This is a genomic window from Acinetobacter sp. V2 (assembly GCF_001188385.1).
In the GTDB taxonomy this organism is placed as follows: domain Bacteria; phylum Pseudomonadota; class Gammaproteobacteria; order Pseudomonadales; family Moraxellaceae; genus Acinetobacter; species Acinetobacter oleivorans.
The window spans coordinates 440,523-444,274 of the sequence record NZ_JZFB01000002.1 but is presented as its reverse complement, the minus strand read 5'-3'; the positions used below and the strand labels follow the sequence as shown (position 1 = coordinate 444,274).

General features: G+C 42.6%; 5 protein-coding genes. 3 read left to right on the top strand and 2 right to left on the bottom strand.

Annotation, left to right across the window (positions count from 1 at the left end; genetic code table 11):
- Nucleotides 1-867, top strand: an 867-nt coding sequence (locus tag UC75_RS10890) for a molecular chaperone DnaJ (RefSeq protein ID WP_228137277.1), incomplete at its 5' end; no start/stop codon positions are given.
- A gap of 114 nt (nt 868-981) precedes the next feature.
- Here UC75_RS10890 and UC75_RS10885 read toward each other — a convergent pair.
- Nucleotides 982-1,341 (bottom strand): hypothetical protein, encoded by a 360-nt coding sequence (locus UC75_RS10885; RefSeq protein ID WP_049837588.1) that lies wholly within the window; start codon nt 1,339-1,341, stop codon nt 982-984.
- 183 nt (nt 1,342-1,524) lie between these two features.
- On the opposite strand from UC75_RS10885, the gene dapB reads away from it, so the two are divergent.
- Complete coding sequence (dapB, locus tag UC75_RS10880; protein WP_049837587.1) at nt 1,525-2,346, top strand: 4-hydroxy-tetrahydrodipicolinate reductase; 822 nt, start codon at nt 1,525-1,527, stop codon at nt 2,344-2,346.
- A gap of 50 nt (nt 2,347-2,396) precedes the next feature.
- Entirely contained in the window at nt 2,397-3,050 is a 654-nt protein-coding gene (locus UC75_RS10875; RefSeq protein ID WP_005300357.1) for an START domain-containing protein, read from the top strand.
- Nucleotides 3,051-3,089: 39 nt separating this feature from the next.
- Here UC75_RS10875 and UC75_RS21220 read toward each other — a convergent pair.
- The coding region (locus UC75_RS21220; RefSeq protein ID WP_228137276.1) for an MFS transporter at nt 3,090-3,752 on the bottom strand (663 nt) is incomplete at its 5' end.

Here is a 3,752-nt window from a genome sequence, read left to right as displayed (position 1 = left end):
GGTGGCTTTGGTGGATTTAGTGCCGAAGACATTTTCAGCCAGTTCGGTGATATCTTCGGGGGTGCATTCGGTGGTGGTGGACGTCAACAGCGTCAACGTCGCGGATCAGATCTACGCTATGTAATGGAACTTACCCTTGAAGAAGCTGTAAAAGGGGTGAAAAAAACCATTACTTTTACTGCTCCAGCACCTTGTGATGTGTGTGATGGTAAAGGTTCAAAAAATCCAAAAGATGTTGAAACCTGTAAAACTTGTCATGGTTCGGGACAAGTACGTATGCAGCAAGGTTTCTTCTCTGTACAACAAACATGTGGTACTTGTCGTGGCCAAGGTAAAATTATTAAAAACCCTTGTCAGGCATGTCATGGTTCAGGTGTAGCTGATCGCCAGCAAACGTTGGAAGTTACAATTCCAGCGGGTGTAGATAATGGTGACCGCGTTCGTTTGAGTGGTAAAGGCGAAGCAATTCGTGATGGCCAATCAGGTGATTTATACGTTGAAGTCGTTGTTCGTGAACACGAAATTTTCCAACGTGATGGTGCCGATCTTTATATGGACGTACCAGTGAGCATTGCTGATGCTGCACTTGGTAAAGAAATTGAAATTCCAACTTTGGAAGGTCGCGTTAGCTTGAAGATTCCTGAGGGAACTCAAACAGGTAAATTATTCCGTTTACGTGGCAAGGGCGTTCGTCCAGTACGTAGCAGCATGGTGGGTGATTTACTTTGCCGTATTGTGGTAGAAACACCAGTCAACTTAAATTCTCGTCAACGTGAATTACTTAAAGAGTTGCAAGCTTCTTTTGATGGCGAAGACAGTGCTTCTTCACCGAAGAAAAAATCATTCTTTGATCGTTTGTTCGATTAATACTTGATTAGATAAGAAATTAAAAAGAAGGCGGATATTGATAAAATATCCGCCTTTTTATTGCGCTGATTCATCTTATTATTTTTATTCTGCTTAAAAGAAAATTACGTCTGCTTACTCTGTAGGATGAGCAACATCAATATCATTAATGCTTACAGTCGGTTCGCTAGAAGCAAGAGTCGGAGCATTTTCGATTACTGGTACGGCTACAGCTTCTGCCTGTACAGCTACTTTTGGTGCCTCTGCTATTGTTTCTCCAATAATCGGGTCAATATCTTCAACTTTAACGTCAGTGTTGGCATCAGTTGCTACAGTTTGAGCTGTAGGTGTTGCTGTTTGAGTACTTACGTTAGTTGTAATACGTGCTTTAGATAAGCTTTCTAATGTGTCTCCTGGCTGGATTGCAGGCTCTGCAAATGCCATTGAACTCATAATCCCCATCATCACTGTAAAGCCAATAATTCTCGAATGCATGTTGAACTCCTTATAGTCATCTTTTTTTCATTCGTGGCCCGTAGTGTGCAGATCAATTCTTTAACTTTTGTGAAAACAGCTTAAATTTCAGTTCATCTCAAAAAATAATTTTTACTTTTTATCGTGAGCAAAGAGTTTTGATATAGTAGACAAATTACGTAAAACAGAAGATTGGGAAGGATTATGTCAGCAGCTCCACGCATTGGTATTTTAGGTGCAGGCGGTCGTATGGGCCGTACGCTTATTCAAGCAGTTCAACAAGCAGGCTATCAATTAGCTGCTGCGGTAGAGCGTCCGGAAAGTAGTTTGGTGGGCACTGACGCTGGTGAGCTTGCTGGTATTGGTTCAGTGGGTGTGAAGGTTTCAGGAAGCTTGGCCGATGTTCTGAAAGATTGCGATGTAATCATTGATTTTACTGCACCAGTTGCAACTGCTCAGCATTTGAAGCTTTGCCGTGAAGCTGGGGTTGCCATGGTTATTGGTACAACAGGTATGTCAGATGAGCAAAAAGCTGAATTAGACGAAGTTGCCACTCATACACCTGTAGTTTACGCAGCGAACTATTCAGTAGGCGTAAATGTATCAATCAAGTTACTTGAGCTTGCAGCAAAAGTATTTGGCGATACAGTAGATATTGAAGTGATTGAAGCTCACCACCGTCATAAAGTAGATGCGCCGTCAGGTACAGCGTTAATGATGGGTGAAGCGATTGCAGATACTTTAGGCCGTAACCTAAAAGAAGTTGCTGTTTATGGCCGTGAAGGGCACACAGGTCCACGTGACCGTCAAACGATTGGTTTTGAAACTATTCGTGGTGGCGATATCGTTGGTGAGCACACTGTGATGTTCATTGGTGAAGGTGAGCGCGTTGAAGTGACTCATAAAGCAACGAATCGTATGAACTTTGCTTCTGGTGCAGTGCGAGCTGCTGCGTGGGTTGTGGGCCGTGAAGCGCGTAAATATGACATGAAAGATGTTTTAGGATTGAACGACGTACAGGTTTAAAACCCTGTACGTATTCCATGTGTAGCGAGAAAAACAAGATAGAGCAGAACATGAATAAAAAACAAATTGCCTTGACCACTCTTCTTTGCTTAAGCAGCCTCTGGACGGGGGCTGCTTCTACGGAAAAAGCTAAACTCAGCTTAGACCGTAATAATATTAAAGTCTGGACCTATCAAAAGACTGATAATCCAGTCTTTCAATATAAAGCTGAAACGACTTTTGATGTACCACTTGAACGCGCTGTCGCTGTGATTTTAGATGTAAATCGTGCTGATCAGTGGGTGCCTTATATGGGCAAGGTTCAGATGTTGTCTCAAGATGAAAAAAAGGGTGAATTCACACTCTATATGCTATTAGATTTTCCATTTCCTCTAAAAGATCGCGATGTGGTTGTGAAAGGAAAAATGAGTAAAGCGGCCAATGGCCTAATTACCATTAAGAACACAGCAATTAATAGTAATTATCCAATACAACCTGATGTCGTGCGCTTAACACGCTATGAAGGTGATTGGACCTTCCAGAAACTTGCAAATAACAAAGTTAAAGTAACCACAAGTGGTTATGCTGACCCAGCCGGTGCGATTCCGCTGAGCTTCGTAAATATGTTTGTTCAACAGCAACCTTACCAGATGTTGCTGAAAATGAAGCGGGAAGTGACGAGTCCGATTTACGAGCAACCCAAGTTACCAGAAATTTTAAAATAAATAGCTTAAAAAAAAGCGCCTGAGATCAGGCGCTTTTTTTTATTCTGAACATTGCTGTAATGCTTGGGCGGGGCTACTTTCACGTTTGATTTGGAATAAAACCAATAACAAACCTAACCCTGCTAGCAATGCACCAGCAAATGATACTGCGCTATAACCCCAACCTAAATCGAGTACTAATGCACCTGCTGCTGCTCCAACTGCGTTACCTAAGTTAAAGGCACCGATATTTACTGAAGAGGCAAGGCCTGGTGCTTCGTGAGCGACAGACATTACACGCATTTGTAATGGTGGAACTAAAGCAAAAGTTGCAGCACCCCAGATCACTAATGCAATGGCTGCTCCAATCTGGCTTTGTGCAAGGATTGGGAAAGTCACCATCATCACAATTAACAGAACCAAGAAACCAATCAGAGTTTTGTTAATAGACAAATCTGCAAAGCGACCGCCTAAATGGTTACCAACCGAGAAACCGACACCAATCAACATCAGCATAAACGTAATGAAGGTCGGTGAAGCATGTGTAAACTCAGTCAAACTTGGCGCGATGTAGGTATAGAGCGTAAACATTGCACCCGCACCAAGCACGGTGGTAAGTAGAGCAAGTATTACAGGAGTGCGCGTTAACACTTTCAACTCAGCTTTCACATTCGGCTTTTGGGCAACCATACCTTGTGGTAATGCTTTCCATAAAGCGAGCAT

What these genes read in the sequence shown, in the direction of transcription:
- UC75_RS10885 (WP_049837588.1), bottom strand. Translation starts at nt 1,341, where the DNA reads ATGCATTCGAGAATTATTGGCTTTACAGTGATGATGGGGATTATGAGT.
- dapB (WP_049837587.1), top strand. Translation starts at nt 1,525, where the DNA reads ATGTCAGCAGCTCCACGCATTGGTATTTTAGGTGCAGGCGGTCGTATG.
- UC75_RS10875 (WP_005300357.1), top strand. Translation starts at nt 2,397, where the DNA reads ATGAATAAAAAACAAATTGCCTTGACCACTCTTCTTTGCTTAAGCAGC.